The organism is Streptomyces johnsoniae (assembly GCF_031845565.1).
Lineage (GTDB): Bacteria > Actinomycetota > Actinomycetes > Streptomycetales > Streptomycetaceae > Streptomyces > Streptomyces johnsoniae.
In genome coordinates this window covers 107,491-123,238 of the sequence record NZ_JAVREV010000020.1, presented here as the reverse complement: position 1 = coordinate 123,238, position 15,748 = coordinate 107,491, and the positions used below count along the sequence as shown (strand labels likewise).

The following is a 15,748-nucleotide window of genomic DNA, read 5'->3' as shown; positions in this document are numbered from 1 at the left end:
TGTGAACGGTCCCGGAACCGCCGCCGTGCCGCGCCCCGCCGGGCGGGCGCGCCCCGCCCCGGCCACCGCCCGGGAGGCCGTGCGCGCCGCGCGACGCGCGGGCCGGGGGCGCGAAGTCCTCGTCTGCGCGCTGCTGTCGGTCGTCCTGGTCGCCGTCTTCGCGGGAACCGTCTGCTTCAGCGGCCGTTCGGTCGCCCCCGGCGAGGTGCTCCAGGCGATCGGCGGCGGCGGCAACCGGGCGACGTACTACCTGGTCGTCGAGCTGCGGCTGCCGCGCGCGCTCACCGGCGTCCTGATCGGGCTCTCTTTCGGCCTCGCGGGCGCGGTCTTCCAGACCCTGCTCCGCAACCCGCTGGCCAGCCCGGACGTCATCGGCATCAGCGCGGGGGCCAGCGCGGCGGCGGTCGTCGCGAGTGTGACCCTCGGCGTCGGCGGCGCCGCCATGTCGCTGTCCGCGCTGGGCGGCGCGCTGCTCGCGGCCACGCTCATCTATCTGCTGGCCTGGCGCCGTGGCGTCACCGGGCAGCGCCTGGTGCTCATCGGCGTCGGGGTCGCCGCCGCGCTGACCAGCGTCGTGTCCCACACCATGACGCGTTCGTCCGCCGTGGTCGCCCAGGAGGCGCGGGTCTGGCTCACCGGCAGCCTCAACGGGCGCACTTGGGAGCAGGTGGGGCCGCTGCTGATCGCGGTCGCGGTGCTGTTCCCACTGACGGCCCTGGCGGCGCGCCCGCTGGGAGCGCTCCAGCTCGGCGACGACGCGGCCAGCGGTCTGGGGACGCGGGTGGAACGTTCCCGGCTGGCGCTGATCGGCTGCGCGGTCGCGCTGACCGGCACGGCGACCGCGGCGGCGGGCCCGGTGGGCTTCGTGGCGTTCGTCTCCGGCCCGATCGCCCGCCAGCTGCTGGGCCGCAGCACGCCCGCGCTGGTGCCGTCCGCGCTGGTCGGCGCGGTGATCGTGCTGGTCGCCGACCTGGTCGCGCAGCACGGTCTCGGACCGAACCAGTTCCCGGTCGGCCTGGTCACCAGCATGATCGGCGCGCCCTATCTGCTGTGGCTGCTGGCCCGCGCCAACCGCGGGGGGCGCGGCGGATGACGCGCACGCCCCACCGACGACGCATGCCCCACCGACGACGCACGCCCCTCCGCCGACACACGGACCACGACGAAGTACGGACCACGCCGCACACGACACGGGAACGACGGGCATGACGGACGGACACTCGCTGCGGACCGACCGGCTGCGGCTCGCCTACGACAGCCACGAAGTGGTCAAGGGGCTTTCCTTCGAGGTGCCGCCCGGCCGCTTCACGGCGATCGTCGGGCCCAACGCCTGCGGCAAGTCGACCTTGCTGCGCGGCATGGCCCGCCTGCTGGCGCCGGCATCGGGCGCCGTGCTGCTCGACGGCCGGAGCATCCACACCCTGCCGACCCGCGAAGTGGCGGCGACGCTGGGCATGTTGCCGCAGAGCCCGGTCGCCCCCGAGGGCATCACCGTCACCGACCTGGTCAGCCGGGGCCGTTACCCGCACCAGGGCTGGTTCCGGCGGTGGACGGGCGACGACGAGGCGGCGGTCGCCGAGGCGCTGCTCGCGACGGACGTGCTGGAGCTGGCGGAACGGCCGGTGGACGAGTTGTCCGGCGGTCAGCGGCAGCGCGTGTGGATCGCGATGGCGCTGGCCCAGCGCACCGAGCTGCTGCTGCTCGACGAGCCCACCACCTATCTGGACCTCCCGCACCAGGTGGAGGTGCTCGACCTGCTGACCGACCTCAACCGCACGGAGGGCACCACGGTCGTCACCGTGCTGCACGACCTCAACCTCGCCTGCCGGTACGCCGATCACCTGGTCGCCCTGCGCGCCGGCGAGATCGTCGCGCAGGGGCCGCCCGCGGAGGTGGTCACCGAGCAGGTGGTGGAGGACGTGTTCGGCATGCGCTGCGCGCTGGTGCCCGACCCGCTGTCGGGCACGCCGATGGTCGTTCCGGTGGGCCGTCACCACTGCGCCCGGCCGGCAGGAGCCGCCCCGCCCGCACCCTCGGAGTAAGGTGAGGCTAACCTAATCACATGGTTGCACGACTTTTCGGCCGCACCGGCCGCTCCCGCGCGGCAGTGTCCCTGGTGGCGCTCCCGTTCCTGCTGCTTCCCACCGGCTGTGCCTGGTCGGGGGACGAGGAGACGGACGACGCGCCCTCCGCCGAGGGCGGCGGCACGTTCCCCGTCGAGGTGCCCACCAAGTTCGGCACCGTCACCGTGCCGGAGGAGCCCCGCCGCGTCGTCGCCCTGGGCTGGGGCGACGCGGAGACCGCCCTCGCGCTGGACGTCCAGCCGGTCGGCGCGAGCGACTGGCTCGCCTTCGGCGGCGACGGCGTCGGCCCCTGGGCCGAAGGGCTCTACGAGGAGTCGCCGGAGATCATCGGCACCCTGGAACCCGAGTACGACCGCATCAGCGAGCTGAACCCGGATCTCATCCTGGACACCAAGTCCAGCGGCAGCCAGGAGCGTTACGACCAGCTCTCCCGGATCGCCCCGACCATCGGCGTGCCGGACGAAGAGGCCGACGAGTACAAGACCTCCTGGCAGGAGCAGGTGCGGCTGGTCGCCACGGCACTGGGCCGGGCCACGCAGGGCGAGGAGCTGACCGCGGAGCTGGAGGGCCAGTTCGCCGCCGCGGCCGAGGAGCACCCCGAGTTCGCCGGCCGGACCGTCACCGTCGGCAGCCTCTACAGCGGCGGCTGGGGCGCCTACGTGCGCGGCGGCGGCCGGATCGAATTCCTGGAGGCGCTGGGCTTCGAGAACAACCCGGCCATCCAGGAGCAGGCGACAGAGGCGTTCTCCGTGTCGGTCTCCAACGAGCGGCTCGATCTGCTCGACGCCGATGTGATCCTGATGACGGCGATCGGCGTCGAGGCGTCCGCCATCGAGGACGACCCCCTCTACCAGGCGGTCCCGGCGGTCGCGGACGGCCGGGCCCGGGTGATGGCCCCGGAGGTCGGCGAGCCGTTCGCCGCGAACACGCCGCTGTCCATCCCCCACGCCCTCGACATGATGCTGCCGGTCCTCCAGGAACTGACCGCGGACTCCTGAACCGTTCGCCACGGGGGCGTCCCGGCCGTGTCCCAGCCCTGTCACGGAAGCCCACCGCCCGTTTGTCCCCCGGGGACCGCCGGGGATGGGCCGGGCAGGGAACGTTCGCGGAAACGGGGGAACGTGCGATGGAAACCCTGATGGGACTGGGCATCCTCATGCTCGTCTTCAGCGCGCTGATCGCGATGGCGTACGGGCTCCGCAGGCTCGGTTCGGGTGGCGGTACGCGGGAGCACCACACTTCCGGCGGCGTCTTCGGCGGCTGGAGCGACAGCGGCGGAAGCGGCGGCTGGGACGGCGGTTCGGGCGGGGGCGGAGGCGGCGACGGTGGAGGAGGCGGCGGGGGGAGCTGCTGAGGAGCCGGGTCAGCGGGGAGACGTCGGCGTCTCCCCCCTGACCCGGCCGTCACGGCCCGCGACCGGGCAACGTCACTCCCGGTCCCCGACCCGGACGACGGCCGAGGCCCTGACCTCGGTGCCCTCGACCACGCCCGCCACCGTGAACGACCCGGGCCGCGCGTACTGGTCCGGGGAGATCTCCGCCCAGTCGACCGCCGTGGCGCTGTCCCGCGAGCCGTCGTTGTACACGGCGACGACGTGCTCGGGCAGGACGGGAGCCACGCCAGGATCGGTCCGCACGGTCTCCGCCACGAGCGCGGTGATGTGGACCGCGTCCGTGAGGCGCACCCAGATGGTCGCCTCGACGGCCATGGGCGGCGACCGGGTCAGCCCGGGCACCCGCACGCCGGTGCCGCCCTCGGACAGATCGTCCTCGGAGACGGCGGACCAGTCCACCGGGGTCGACGTGGTCGAGCCGTCCGCGTAGACGAGGGTGGCCTCCGCGGGCAGCTCCGGCACGACTCCCGTCCGCGTGGGCACATGCGTCTCGCGCACGGACTCGGGCGGTTCCGCGTAGACCTTCCACTCCTGGATGCCCACGGCCAGGTTCGGCTGCCCGTTCAGCGTCGCCCTCAGGACCGTCGTGGTGACCGGGGTGAACGCCGTGCTGTTGTAGGTGTCCTCGGCGACGCCGTACTCGCTCGGATCTGCCAGGTCCCGCCAGGTCCCGCCGTCCCGCCACTGGATGGACCAGGAGGCGGGCACGCCCACGCCGTCGGCGTCCCCGGCCGCCGCGTCGCGGAAGAAGTACATGTCCGAGCCCTCGACACGCACCGGCTCGTCCCAGGTGTACTCGACCCACTGCGTTCCCTTCTCCGGCCACGTGCCCCAGCGCGGGGAGCCGGCGGAGGACTCGGGCTCCGCCCCGTCGTTGATCGCCTCGACCGACTCCCAGGCCGACGTGTGGGAGGCCGTGGGCGTGGCGGTCGCCGCGATGTTGACGCGGCCGATGTCCCCGCTTTCGACCGTGACCTCCCGCGAGCTGCGCTCGCTTCCGTCGTCGGCCGTGAGGCGCAGGACGTACGTGCCCGCCTCGGTGAAGCGCACCGTCGTGGTGGGAGCCGTTTCCTCGTCGAAGAACACGGCACCGCCCTCGGGTGCCGACACCGTCTCCCAGCGGATGTCGAGCCGGCCCTGCGGATTCCCGTCGTCCTTGACGACTCCGGCGAGCTGGTACTGGCCGGTGACCGGCGAGTGCTCCTGCCAGGCGATGACCTGCGGCGCCAGGTTGGGTGACTCGCCGCCGCCCCGGCCCGTGTCGAACACCTGGATCTCCTTCAGGCCGCCGGCCGTTCCCGGCTGGTGTCTCAGCACGGCTCTGACCGCGGTGGTGGTCACCTCCTCGAAGCGGACCTCGTTGTGGTTCGCCCGGGGCATCGCGGGGCTGCGGACCGCGGAGCCGACGTCCCGCCACCGCGACCCGTCGAGGTACTGAACGGTGTAGGAGGCGGGCTCCGCGTAGCCGCCCCGTTGTTTGTCACTCGCGAAGTACAGGTTGACGCTGTCGACGCTCACCGGCCGGCCGAAGTCGAGTCGCAGCCAGTCCTGTGCGTTCCCCGAACCGTCCGTCCCCCAGTACGGCTCGTTGATGGTGAACCCGTCCACGGCCGCGGACACGTCGCGGCCCTCGGCCTCGTACGAGGCGCTGGCGACCGCGCCGGCGGCGAGGTTCTCCCGCTCCTCGCCGAGCGTGATGTCGCGGCCCGCCTGTGCGAACACCTCGGTCAGCCGGTCGTCCTCGCCGTAGGTGATGTCGTGCGCGGCCGGGAGGTCCGCCCGCTGCGAGGCGACCACCTCGGCTCCGCCCTCGGGGAAGGTGATGCCGCCCGTCGCCGGGTCGTAGACGAGGTGCGCCAGGTCGTCGACCGTGAACGCGTGCCGGCCGTCGAGGTACACCGAGTAGCCCTCCGGCACGTCCTGGCCGTACGGGCGCTCGCCGTCGCCCGGCTCGTCCCAGACGACGGCCAGGTCGGTGCCGTGGTAGTTGATGTCGCTCACCGCGAAATGCGGCCAGTCGATGTCGATGGGCCACAGCTCGATCTTGTCGTCGGCGCGTGGCTGGAAGCCCATCGCGTCCTCGATGACGGTCCAGTTGGTGGTGCCGAGAATGGTGTGGTGAATCCACGAACGGTAGCCGATGTCCTGCGGATCGGCGCTGCCGTCGGCCCAGAATTCGTTCTGATCGGGCCAGTTGTTGTCGCCGTCGATGTAGTGGGCCCACGCGTTCCACGACAGCAGTTTGGCGTAGTACTCGTTGTCGATGTACTCGCTCGGATAGTGGCGCAGGACGGAGGCGAGGAAGCGGAAGGTCACCGTGGAGTTGATGACGGAGAAGTTGTTGCTGCCGGGGAACCCCTGTTCCGCGGCTTCCGCCTTGTCGGCCTGGTTGGCGGTGTAGAAGGGGAAGACGGGGTACTCTTCGGCGTCCGCCCACAGCCGCAGGGCCTGAAGGTACTGCGGGTCCTCCTCGGGCGTGGGCATCAGTCCGACGCTGAACGGATAGTAGTTGTTGATCTCCTTCCACGGGACCAGCTCGCCGCTCTCGACGTGCCGGTGCTTGAGGAGCCGGTCCTCCGGGTCCCAGAGGTGGTCGAGCACCGCGGTGCGGACCGTGTCGGCGACGTCCCGCATGCCGGCCGCCCGCTCCTCCTCGCCGAGCGCGTCGTAAGCGTTCGCGGCGGCCAGCGCGTTGCTGTAGACGTAGGCCGATTCCGTGCGGTCCAGATTTCCGTCGCGCCAGTGGAACGACACGGCGTCCGCGTCATTTCCCGTCATGTGCCCGGCGTCGTACTCGATCAGGCCGTTGCCGTCCTCGTCGTACGTTTCGAGCTGCCCGCGGACATCCTGTTCCGCGTAATGGGCGAGGTTCCGCAGCACACCGTCGGGGCCGCCGTGGACCGTGTAGGAGGCATGCCGCCTCGGACAGGTACTGGGTGTAGCTGTTCGACCAGTTCTCCGGATCGCCGGGATTGTCGGTGTACCTGGAATTGCGCGAGACCTCGCCGGCCGAGACCCAGGGTCCGTAGGAATAGGCCGGTTCGCGCAGGTATTTGAGGTCCTCCACGAACATGCCGGTGGTCAGGACGATGGAGTTGTTGTAGCCGAGCACTCCCTCCATCGATGTCGGGAACTGGTAGTCGCTCCCGGGGATATTGGCGTCGAGGTAGTTGTAACGCAGCAGCCACCAGCGGTAGTACAGCGTCTTCTCGATATTGTCGTCGGGGACGTCCAGATAGGGGAGGTTGTCGGCCCACCACCGGTTGTACTCCCGGACGTGGTCGGTGTAGGCGCTCGCCGGGGTCGCCCCGCGGATCGCGTCGTACGCCGGGCGGGAGTCGGCGAGTTCCTGCGTGACGAAGCCCATCTGCACCTTCGTCCCGGCCGATCCCCCAGCCGGAACGGCGACCGCGCCTTCGAGCACCCCGTCCGCCGGCGCCATCCCGTCGCCGGACAGCCGCGGGTGCAGCAGGGTGAGGTCGTTCCTGGCCGGAACGGTCCCGGTCAGCTCTCCGTCCGCCGCCTCGGTCGCGTACGGCGAGCGGGCGCGGACGGTGACCTGCCGGTCGGCATCGCCGGTGTTGACCAGGTCGAGGCTGGTGACGGCGACGTTGTCGTCGGTGATGAACTTGGTCTGCACGACTCGCAGTCCGCCGTCGGCCGTGTACTCGCTGTGCCAGTGGCTCGGTGTCTGGAGCCGGGCGCCGGTGTCCTCCCGAAGGGCGACCTCCCTGCCGTCCACGAGCAGTTCGACGGTGTACGCGGACCGGTCGTCGATGCTCTCCCAGTAGGCCACGCTGCCGGCGAAGCCGAGCTGCGCGGGATCGTGCGTCTTCATGAACAGCGCACGCCCGCGCGTGAACAGCCAGTCCCCGGCCGGATCGGCGCCCCGCCGGGCCAGCATCCGGTCCATCCAGAAGTCGGTGCCGTCCCCGTCGGCCAGATCGGCCTCGTACTGCTGCCGCAGCGTGCCGGCGACGGCGAAGCCCTCCGCCAGGTCGGGCACCGGGTTCTCGGCCCCGGAGAACACCGGGTACCCGATCGCGTCGTTGTCGGCGGCGGCCGGCGAGGCCGCCGCGAACGTGACGGGCAGCACCGTGATGATGGTCGCGGCCAGCGCCGCCGTGCGGCGTCTGCGCCGCTGCTGGGAACGCACAGCTCTACCTCCTTGGAGTGCGGCGGTACGCTTCGTCGCGGCCGGTGAGCGGCACGGCGAAGCCGAACGGGACGCGCTGCCCCGTCACGTGCGGGGGTCTGCGGAGCACTCGTTCACCGCCTGCGCGGCGGCGGCATGAGGGGAGGACCGCGGCGGTTGCCATGGCTGACTCCGCCCCATCCGGGAAAATAAGGAAACTGTATTCCCGAACGGGGATGCTAGGAGTCGCCGAGGAAGAGCGTCAAGGGGTGCGCACGGCCCCGACTGCCCGCGGAATGACTATGATTGAGGGCGAACGGCGGTGGCCCGGCCGCCCGTCCCGGCAGGGCCTGCGCCGGGCGGCAGAGAGGAAATGGTTTTCGCATGACGGTGACGCCTCGGGAGGGGGCACGGGCGCGGGTGGTCACGATCCACGATGTCGCCGCACGCGCCGGGGTGTCCCCCGGGACCGTGTCCAAGGCCATCAACGGACGCGGCAGGCTCCGCCCCGAGACGCGCGAGCGCGTGGTCGCCGTCGCCCGCGAGCTGGGCTTCCAGCCCAACGCGGCGGCCCGGAGCCTGCATTCGGGGCGCACCTACACCGTGGGGCTGATCACGACCGACGACATCGGCAGGTTCAGCCTGCCCGTGCTCCTGGGCGCGGAGGACGCGCTGGGGGCGGGTCAGATATCGGTCTTCCTGTGCGACACCCGCGGCGACAAGATCCGCGAGCAGCACTACGTTCGCAGTCTACTGGAGCGCCGCATCGACGGGCTGATCGTCACCGGTCGCCGCACCGACCCGCGTCCCCCGCTGAAGCTGCCGACGCCGGTGCCGGTGGTGTACGCCCTGGGGCCTTCCACCGATCCGCAGGACATCTCGCTGGTGCCAGACGACGCCGAGGGGGCCCGGCTCGTCGTCGAGCACCTGCTGGCCACGGGCCGGCGGCGGATCGCCCACCTCACCGGTCCCGCACACCACCTGGCGGCGACGGTCCGCGCGGAGCACACCGTGCGCGCCCTGGCGGAGGCCGGTGCACAGCTGTCCGGCGGCCGGCCGCACTACGGCTCCTGGACCGAGGCGTGGGGGCGTCAGGCCGCGCTCATCGCGCTGCACGCCGATCCGGCGGTGGACGCGATGTTCTGCGGCAACGACCAGATCGCCCGCGGCGCGGCGGACGCGCTGCGCGAGTCGGGCCGCCTGGTGCCGCAGGAGGTGGCCCTCGTCGGCTACGACAACTGGGACGTGATGGCCGAGGCGTCCCGCCCCACGCTGACCACCGTCGACATGGGCCTGACCGAGCTGGGCCGCGCCGCGGCGCTGACGCTGATGGAGGCGATCGACGGCGAACCCTCGCAGGGCGTCAGGACGGTGCCGTGCCGGCTCGTCGTCCGCGACTCCACGGGCGTCCCGGCCGCCGCCCCGCTCCGCTCCCCCGCCCCCTGACGGTCCTGACGGTCCCTGACCGGTCCCGGCCCCAACGGTCGGGGACTGCACGGCGGTTGACCCTCCCGGCAGGCGGCTCCAGGCTCGACGAAAAGGTTTTCCCATCTTTTTCGCAGGTCTGCGCCGGAAGAGAGGAACACCGCCGTGCATGAGAAATTCTCCCGCCGTGGCGTGCTCGGCCTGGCGGCCGCTGCCGCCGTCGCCCCCTCGGTCTCCGCGCTCGCCGCCGCGCCGGCGTCCGCGGCCACCGCCGCCACCGGCGTCTCGCCGCTCGCCGCTCGCCGCCCCCACCACCGCGGCCACCGGCGTGCCGGTGCCGCCGACCTGGGCCGCGAAGCCCTTCCCTCTGCACCAAGTCCGGCTCGGCGACGGGGTGTTCGCCGCGCAGCGGGACCTCATGCTGGAGTACCTGACGGCCCATCCGGCCGATCGCATCCTGTCCGTCTTCCGGACGAACGCCGGCCTCGACACCCGCGGGGCGCACCCGCCCGGTGGCCGGGAGACCGCCGACGGCAATCTCCGCGGGCACTACGCGGGCCACTTCCTGACCGCGGTCGCCCAGGCGTTCGCCGAGACCGGCGCTTCCGGCGCTTCCGGCGCTTCCGGCGCTTCCGGCGCTTCCGGCGCTTCCGGCGCTTCCGGCGCTTCCGGCGCCATTGTGTCGGCAGATGTCGTGTCCCCCGCAGGTCATGTCGCTTTACGCGAGGGGTGAGAGTCCCCGTTGTGTCGCGTTGCAGCGAGGCATGTTGTCCCTTTGACCTGCACGACCGCATGACCTAGATCACGTCCGGCCGTGCCTGCTTCCTCGCCGACGCGGGTATCGGCGATGGCTTCCTCGAACCGCTGCAGCTGCGCGCGGGTGGCCACGTCCAGGACGGCCTGACTACCGCCTCGAACGCCTCGGTCCCGGCACCTGGCGCTTCCACCACGCGCCCGGCGGTTCGATCGCCTTCTACGACTTCCGGCTGCGCGACATCGCCGACTTCACCGCGCGCTCGCACGAGCTGTCCACCGTGACCGATTCGACGTACGTGACCTCGCTGATCGCTGCCCGGCCCGTCGACGGGCGCATCTTTATGCTCGCGTTGCGTACCCTGCGCGAACTCGGCGCCGGTAGCGCGGCGCCCGAGCCGATCCGAGACATCGAGAGGTTCGCCGACGTCCTCGCGAACCGATTCCTCGTACCGCTGGACGACCTCACTCCTGACGGGGGCGCGCGGCTGTGGCGCCGGGCCGGAGAGGCAGCACGATCTGTGGCGGGCGCGGAGCGCCTGAGCGGCGCATATCGTCGGCGTATCGAAAAGCGGATACGTGCCGGCAACACAGGGCCGACTTGACTGGCGTCATGTCCTACCGTGAACCAGCCCCCCTGTCCCTCCCTGTGACGCTGACCGTCGCGCCGATCAGCGACGCCGAGCACCTGGCCTTCGTGCGGGCGCGGCGGTCGGTGAACTTCGTGCAGACCCCGGCGTGGGGGCGGGTGAAGACGGAGTGGCGCAGTGAGTCGCTCGGATGGTTCGACGGCGGGCGGCTTGTGGGGGCGGGGCTTGTCCTTCACCGGCCGGTGCCGGGGCTGTCACGGTTCACGCTTGCGTATGTGCCGTGGGGTCCTGACATCGACTGGTCCGGGGACATCGGTGCGTGGCTCGACCCGCTGGCGGCATATCTCAAGGCCCGCGGCGCGTTCGCGATCCGGCTGTGCCCGCCGGTGCGGACGCACACCTGGGATGCGGCGCAGGTCAAGGACGGCGTGGCCGATCCGGGGGTGCGGCGGCTCACCAGACTCCCCGACGGGCACGTCGATCCGATCGGTGCCGAGGTGAGCCGACGGCTCCGGGCGGCCGGCTGGCTGCCGCAGAGCCCTGAGGACGGGTTCGGGGCCGGGCAGCCGCAGTTCACGTACGAGGTGCCGTTGGCGGGAAGGTCCGAGGACGACGTCCTGAAGGCCATGAACCAGCAGTGGCGCCGCAACATCAAGAAGGCCGCGAAGGCGGGGGTCGAGGTCACGGTCGGTGCCGCGTCGGACCTCGCGGCGTTCCACGAGCTCTACGTGCACACCGCCGCGCGCGACGGATTCACGCCGCGGCCGCTGGCGTACTTCAAGACGATGTTCGCGGAGTTGAGCGCCGAGGATCCCGGGCGGATCGCGCTCTATCTGGCACGCCACGAGGGCGAGTTGGTGGCTGCCACGATCCTGGTGCGGGTCGGCGCGCACGCCTGGTACGCGTACGGCGCCTCCTCGACGGCCAAACGTGAGGTGCGGGGTTCCAACGCGTGCCAGTGGGCGATGATCCGTGACGCCCTGGCGGCGGGCTGCGACGTGTACGACCTGCGGGGCATCACGCCGACGCTCGATGCCGCTGATCCGCATGTGGGCCTGATCCGGTTCAAGGTCGGCACCGGGGGGCGGGCGGTGCGGTACGTCGGGGAGTGGGATCTGCCGCTGCGACCGCTGGTCTACCGCGCCTTCGACCTGTACATGCGGCGGCGCGGGCGCTGAGCCCGCGCCGCACGGTTACCCGAGTGCGGCGGCCACCTCGTCGAGGCGGGCGCCGCGCGACGCCTTGACGAGGACGACGTCGCCGCCGGTGAGGATCTCGCGCAGCCAGGCGGCGGCTGCTTGGTTGTCGGTGAACGCGACCGCCCGCTCCCCCGCGGCGTCGGCGACGGGACGGGCGGTTTCGCCGACGACGGCCACCAGGTCGGCGCGCGCGGCCGCGTACTCGCCCACTGCTCGGTGTTCGGCCTCGCTGTCGGCGCCGAGTTCGAGCATCGCGCCGAGTACGGCGATACGGCGCCGGCCCGCGATCGCGGCGAGCGTGTCCAGGGCGGCTCGGGTGGAGTCGGGGTTGGCGTTGTAGGAATCGTTGAGCAGGGTCGCGCCGCAGGCCAGGGTGCGGCGCTCCATGCGCCACCTGGACAGTGAGGCGGTGCTGAGGGCCACCGCCGAGGTGACCAGGGGGATGCCGGCCGCGAGTCCCGCCGCGGCGGCGGCCGCCGCGTTGAGTGCCTGGTGGGCGCCCACGAGCGGCAGCGCGACACGGGCCGAGGCGCCGGAGGTGCGCAGCGTGAAGGTCGCCCGGCCCAGGCGGTCGAGGACCAGGTCCTGGACACGCACGTCGGCGTGTTCGGCGCGGCCGAAGGTCAGGACCGGCCCGTCGGTCAGCGCGCGCATCGCGACGACGCGGGGGTCGTCGGCGTTGAGGACGGCGGTGCCGCCGGGTACGAGGCCGCGCACGAGTTCGCCCTTGGTCCGTGCGATGGCCGCGCGCGAGCCGAACTCCCCGATGTGCGCCTGGCCGACGTTGAGCACGACCGCGATGTCGGGTGCGACCAGGCCGGTGAGGTGGGCTATGTCGCCGAGGTGGCGGGCTCCCATTTCGACGGCGAGGAAGCGGGTGTGCGCGTTGGCGCGCAGCATGGTCAGGGGCACGCCGAGTTCGTTGTTGTACGAACCGTGTGTGGCGACGGTCGGCCCGGCGCCCGAAAGGACCACGGACAACAGGTCCTTGGTGCTGGTCTTGCCCTGCGAGCCCGTCACCGCGACGACGGTCAGCCGCTCGCGCAGCCGGGCCACGGCGTGGGCGGCAAGTGTCTGCAGTGCGGCCGGTACGTCGTCGACGACGACTGTGGGGAGCGGTGTCGGCCGTGAGCCGAGCACGGCGGTCGCACGGGTGTGGACGGCGTAGTCGTGGCCGTCGACGCGCTCACCGACCATGGCGACGAAGAGACCGCCCGGTTCGCCGTACCGGCTGTCGAGTACGGCCGGCGCACTCACTGTGACGGTCGCGTCACCCGTGACCCAGCCGCCGACGAGCGCGGCGATCTCGGCGAGGGAGAGGGGGTGCGGGGCGAGGGACGGCTGGCTCCGAGTCATGGCTCCAGTGAAGGCGGCGGGGTGTTGCCGGCGCGTATGCGGTTCTCGATACGCCGACGATAGGTGGTGTCTGGTGAGGGTGCTCGCTTTCGCCGTTTGGCGTCCGGGGACGCCGAGGCTCCGGCCGGACCGCCGGAGCCTCGCCGTATTCATCCCAGACTCACCTGTGTGATGGGAAAATCGAAATAAGTGTCCGGGTAGGGCTCGTCCTTGAGCGTGTAATGCCACCATTCGCATGCGTAGGAGCTGAATCCGCAGGTCTCCATGATGGAGAGAAGACGCCTGCGGTTGTCCGCCGCGGCGCGCGGGATTCCTTCCACTCCGTGGTGCGAGATCGAGTCCATCAGGTCGTGGTCGCCGCCCATGGCGGCGAGGTCGCCGCTTTCCAGGTGGTACAGCGTCAGGTCGACGGTACTTCCGCGGCTGTGGCCCGACTTGGCGGCCACGTATCCGTTCTCGAACATCCCGGACCGGTCGATATTGGGGTAGTGGCGATGCTTGGTGCGGCCGTCCTCCGGCTGCTCCGACCAGCGCAGAAAAGAATCCACGGCACGTTGCGGGCGGTAGCCGTCCCAGAGAAGGAGGCCGAATCCGTGCGAGGCCGCCTCTTCTCGCGCGCTCTGCAATGCCGCACACAGGGCCCTGGTGCCGACGATGCGATTGGCCAGGTATCCGTTAACCGGTTTTCCAGTGAAGTTGTCCCAGGTGGCGTACTTGGCGTCCCAGCGGACCCCGGGCATGTACTCGTCTATGAAGACGAAGTCGTTACGCATCGGCCTGCCCCGTCGGACTCAGAGGCCGGGCGAGCGTCCCGGTCACCAGGCGGTCGATCACTTCGGACAGCAGAACCCCGGCAGCGGCCATCATCCTCGGATATCGGCTGTACGAGGTCATGCCGGGGAATGTGTTGACCTCGTTGAGGACGACCTGTCCGTCGTCCTTGAGGAACAGGTCCACGCGGGCGAGTCCGCTGCAGCCCAGGGCCCGGTAGACGGCCTTCGCCACTTCCTGGACGCGTGCCCGGGATTCAGCCGGAATGTCGGCGGGGACGATCGGCGTCGAATTGTCGGAGCCGGTCTCGGGTTCGTCCTCCTGGTGAATCCGGAAGAATCCGTGGGACAGGGCGATGCGGTCGACTTCTCCCGTGGTCAGGTCCATTCCGCCGCCCAGGATGGCGCATCCAACCTCGCTGCCGACAACCGCCTCCTCGACCAGGACTTTCGTGTCGTACCGCCGGGCGACGTCCAGCGCGGCCGGCAGTTCTTCCGCGTTCGCCACCTTGCTGACCCCGAAGGACGATCCCGAGCGGGCCGGCTTCACGAAGACGGGATAGGTGAACCGGTCGGCGTCGATTTCCTCGCCCGCCGCGACCGTCCAGAAGTCCGGCGTGGCGATTCCGGCGCCGGCGGCGACGACATAGGCGAGGGACTTGTCCATGCCCAGCGCGGAACTCTGGACGTCGCAGCCCACGTACGGGATTCCGGACAGCTCGAGCAGGCCCTGGATCGCGCCGTCTTCCCCGAACTTGCCGTGCAGGACGGGCACCACGACATCCAGGCCGATCGTCTCGTACTTCCCCTGATCGAGGACGAGCAGTCCGCGTACGCCGCGGTCCGGGGACAGCACGACGGGCTGGTATGCGCCGCTCTCCCAGTCCGCGGCGGGGCCCTCGCAGAGTTTCCAGGCGCCGTTGCGCGTGATCCCGATGAAGTACGGCTCGTACTTGTCCGGGTCGAGGTTCCGCGCGATCTCCTGCGCGGACTTGATGGAGATGGGGTGTTCCTCCGAGCAGCCTCCGAAGACGATTCCGACCTGAAGCTTGGCCTTAGACATGCTGATTCCTGCTTTCGAATTCCAGGCAGTTGGTGATCGAGTTCTCGACCATGTCGCTCAGGGCACGGTCCGTGTAATACGCGGTGTGCGGACTGATGAACGCGTTCGGCATTTCCTGCAGCCGCAGCAGTGGCTTGCTGTCGATGGGAGCGTTCCGTCGGTCGGCGTAGAACACGCCCTCCTCGCCCTCGACGACGTCGAGGGCGACACCACCCAGGCACCCGTCCTCCAGCGCCGCGACCAGCGCGGTCGTGTCAACGAGGGCACCGCGCCCGGTGTTGACCACGAACGCGCCGGGTTTCATCCGCTGGATGCGTTCACGGTCCAGAAGGTGGTGCGTCTCGGCGTTGAGCGGCACATGGAGCGTGACGACGTCGCTCGACCTCAGCAATTCATCGAGCGACACCTCGTCGCCGGGGTCGCCAAATTCACCGGCACGATTTCCGTACGCCAATATCCGGCATCCGAAGGCGCGGAGCCTTTCCATGACGGCCGTGCCGATGCGCCCCGTTCCGACCACGCCGACGGTCAGGTCGCGCAGCTCTTTCCCCCGTACGTCGTGCAGCCGGTAGTCGTGCACATCCGCACGGCGGACAGTGGACTTGGCGTGGCGCACCGCCATCAGCAGCATCATCACCGTGTAGTCGGCGACACTGTCGGGGGAATAGAAGACGTTCCCGACGGAAATGCCGACGCGGCCCGCATAATCCACGTCGATGTGGTCGTACCCGATGCTTCTTGTGGAGATGTAGGAGACGCCGACTCGGCTCAGCGCACGAATTGTCGCCGGGGTGATCCGGGTCTTGTGTCCGACGCTGATGCACCGGTTTCCGGATGCCAGGTGGACGTTGCCCTCCGACACCGCGGATTCTGTGATCTTCGGCGTCACCCCGAATCGGGGCGCCAGCTCCCGGAACCGTGCGGCTTCGTCCCGCCCGCATCCGAAAGCGGTGATTCCCACTGGTTCGCTGTAGGTCATG

The 15,748-nt window shown here is 70.8% G+C and carries 14 protein-coding genes; 8 read left to right on the top strand and 6 right to left on the bottom strand.

The window, feature by feature from the left end:
- The first annotated feature begins 1 nt into the window (after position 1).
- From RM779_RS28855 to RM779_RS28840, 4 genes are all read left to right on the top strand, one after another.
- Positions 2 to 1,093: a FecCD family ABC transporter permease gene (locus RM779_RS28855; protein WP_394813415.1), complete on the top strand. Its 1,092-nt coding sequence runs from the start codon at positions 2 to 4 to the stop codon at positions 1,091 to 1,093.
- A 112-nt stretch (positions 1,094 to 1,205) separates the two neighbouring features.
- Positions 1,206 to 2,042, top strand: coding sequence for an ABC transporter ATP-binding protein (locus RM779_RS28850; RefSeq protein WP_311620725.1), 837 nt, complete (start codon positions 1,206 to 1,208; stop codon positions 2,040 to 2,042).
- Positions 2,043 to 2,062: 20 nt separating this feature from the next.
- On the top strand, positions 2,063 to 3,082 hold the full coding sequence (locus tag RM779_RS28845) for an iron-siderophore ABC transporter substrate-binding protein (RefSeq protein ID WP_311620724.1): 1,020 nt from the start codon (positions 2,063 to 2,065) through the stop codon (positions 3,080 to 3,082).
- A 128-nt stretch (positions 3,083 to 3,210) separates the two neighbouring features.
- Positions 3,211 to 3,438, top strand: a complete 228-nt coding sequence (locus RM779_RS28840; RefSeq protein WP_311620723.1) for a hypothetical protein — start codon at positions 3,211 to 3,213, stop codon at positions 3,436 to 3,438.
- A 72-nt stretch (positions 3,439 to 3,510) separates the two neighbouring features.
- Here the strand turns inward: RM779_RS28840 and RM779_RS28835 are convergent, their stop codons facing one another.
- Positions 3,511 to 6,357 carry a galactose-binding domain-containing protein gene (locus RM779_RS28835; RefSeq protein WP_311620722.1) on the bottom strand — a complete coding sequence of 949 codons (2,847 nt, stop codon included), beginning with the start codon at positions 6,355 to 6,357 and terminating at the stop codon, positions 3,511 to 3,513.
- Positions 6,242 to 7,633, bottom strand: coding sequence for a hypothetical protein (locus tag RM779_RS28830; protein WP_311620721.1), 1,392 nt, complete (start codon positions 7,631 to 7,633; stop codon positions 6,242 to 6,244). The genes RM779_RS28835 and RM779_RS28830 overlap by 116 nt, the downstream gene beginning before the upstream one ends.
- Positions 7,634 to 7,996: 363 nt before the next feature.
- On the opposite strand from RM779_RS28830, the gene RM779_RS28825 reads away from it, so the two are divergent.
- From RM779_RS28825 to RM779_RS28810, 4 genes are all read left to right on the top strand, one after another.
- On the top strand, positions 7,997 to 9,058 hold the full coding sequence (locus tag RM779_RS28825; protein ID WP_311620720.1) for a LacI family DNA-binding transcriptional regulator: 1,062 nt from the start codon (positions 7,997 to 7,999) through the stop codon (positions 9,056 to 9,058).
- Between the two features lie 307 nt (positions 9,059 to 9,365).
- Positions 9,366 to 9,770 carry a beta-L-arabinofuranosidase domain-containing protein gene (locus RM779_RS28820; RefSeq protein WP_311620719.1) on the top strand — a complete coding sequence of 135 codons (405 nt, stop codon included), beginning with the start codon at positions 9,366 to 9,368 and terminating at the stop codon, positions 9,768 to 9,770.
- Between the two features lie 301 nt (positions 9,771 to 10,071).
- Entirely contained in the window at positions 10,072 to 10,395 is a 324-nt protein-coding gene (locus RM779_RS28815) for a hypothetical protein (protein ID WP_311620718.1), read from the top strand.
- An 8-nt stretch (positions 10,396 to 10,403) separates the two neighbouring features.
- Positions 10,404 to 11,558: a lipid II:glycine glycyltransferase FemX gene (locus tag RM779_RS28810; protein WP_311620717.1), complete on the top strand. Its 1,155-nt coding sequence runs from the start codon at positions 10,404 to 10,406 to the stop codon at positions 11,556 to 11,558.
- 15 nt (positions 11,559 to 11,573) lie between these two features.
- On the opposite strand, the gene RM779_RS28805 is transcribed toward RM779_RS28810, so the two are convergent.
- From RM779_RS28805 to RM779_RS28790, 4 genes are all read right to left on the bottom strand, one after another.
- The gene (locus RM779_RS28805; RefSeq protein WP_311620716.1) at positions 11,574 to 12,935 is read right to left on the bottom strand and encodes a UDP-N-acetylmuramoyl-tripeptide--D-alanyl-D-alanine ligase; all 1,362 of its coding nucleotides are present in this window, start codon (positions 12,933 to 12,935) and stop codon (positions 11,574 to 11,576) included.
- Positions 12,936 to 13,084: 149 nt separating this feature from the next.
- Complete coding sequence (gene vanX, locus RM779_RS28800; RefSeq protein WP_311620715.1) at positions 13,085 to 13,708, bottom strand: D-Ala-D-Ala dipeptidase VanX; 624 nt, start codon at positions 13,706 to 13,708, stop codon at positions 13,085 to 13,087.
- Entirely contained in the window at positions 13,701 to 14,768 is a 1,068-nt protein-coding gene (vanA, locus tag RM779_RS28795; RefSeq protein ID WP_311620714.1) for a D-alanine--(R)-lactate ligase, read from the bottom strand. Before vanA ends, vanX begins: the two co-directional genes overlap by 8 nt.
- Positions 14,761 to 15,747, bottom strand: coding sequence for a D-isomer specific 2-hydroxyacid dehydrogenase family protein (locus RM779_RS28790; RefSeq protein WP_311620713.1), 987 nt, complete (start codon positions 15,745 to 15,747; stop codon positions 14,761 to 14,763). Before RM779_RS28790 ends, vanA begins: the two co-directional genes overlap by 8 nt.
- Between the last annotated feature and the right edge of the window lies 1 nt (position 15,748).

What these genes read in the sequence shown, in the direction of transcription:
- RM779_RS28840 (WP_311620723.1), top strand. Translation starts at nt 3,211, where the DNA reads ATGGAAACCCTGATGGGACTGGGCATCCTCATGCTCGTCTTCAGCGCG.
- RM779_RS28850 (WP_311620725.1), top strand. Translation starts at nt 1,206, where the DNA reads ATGACGGACGGACACTCGCTGCGGACCGACCGGCTGCGGCTCGCCTAC.
- RM779_RS28825 (WP_311620720.1), top strand. Translation starts at nt 7,997, where the DNA reads ATGACGGTGACGCCTCGGGAGGGGGCACGGGCGCGGGTGGTCACGATC.
- RM779_RS28790 (WP_311620713.1), bottom strand. Translation starts at nt 15,747, where the DNA reads ATGACCTACAGCGAACCAGTGGGAATCACCGCTTTCGGATGCGGGCGG.
- RM779_RS28845 (WP_311620724.1), top strand. Translation starts at nt 2,063, where the DNA reads ATGGTTGCACGACTTTTCGGCCGCACCGGCCGCTCCCGCGCGGCAGTG.
- RM779_RS28805 (WP_311620716.1), bottom strand. Translation starts at nt 12,935, where the DNA reads ATGACTCGGAGCCAGCCGTCCCTCGCCCCGCACCCCCTCTCCCTCGCC.
- vanA (WP_311620714.1), bottom strand. Translation starts at nt 14,768, where the DNA reads ATGTCTAAGGCCAAGCTTCAGGTCGGAATCGTCTTCGGAGGCTGCTCG.
- vanX (WP_311620715.1), bottom strand. Translation starts at nt 13,708, where the DNA reads ATGCGTAACGACTTCGTCTTCATAGACGAGTACATGCCCGGGGTCCGC.
- RM779_RS28810 (WP_311620717.1), top strand. Translation starts at nt 10,404, where the DNA reads ATGTCCTACCGTGAACCAGCCCCCCTGTCCCTCCCTGTGACGCTGACC.